Raw genomic sequence first — 256 nt, 5'->3', positions numbered from 1 at the left:
GGACAAATAGCTTCTAAAAGCCATTGCAATTCAATATTGCGAAGACACTCTTTTTCTAATCGTCTCGAACTACGAATACCGTTTAAATAACCATACAAATAGATTTTTAAAAATACCTTGGTATCAAAACTTGGGCGACCTTCGGTTTTTAATACTCTGGGTGTAAATCCTATTTTCTCTAAGTCGATACTGTTAACAAAAGCATCTATAAATCGAACAGGATTGTCCTGACTGATGGTATCTTCTAGACTGCTTA

The 256-nt window shown here is 34.8% G+C and carries 1 protein-coding gene; it reads right to left on the bottom strand.

Translation table 11 applies throughout. The features are described from left to right. Nucleotides 1–256 (bottom strand): transposase (locus G6042_RS00340; RefSeq protein ID WP_169522321.1); only part of this gene is annotated, 256 nt, incomplete at both ends.

Origin of the sequence: Flavobacterium solisilvae (assembly GCF_012911605.1) — a bacterium.
Taxonomy (GTDB): Bacteria; Bacteroidota; Bacteroidia; order Flavobacteriales; family Flavobacteriaceae; genus Flavobacterium; species Flavobacterium solisilvae.
The sequence above is the reverse complement of the archived record's forward strand: the minus strand, read 5'-3'. Positions and strand labels throughout refer to the sequence as shown.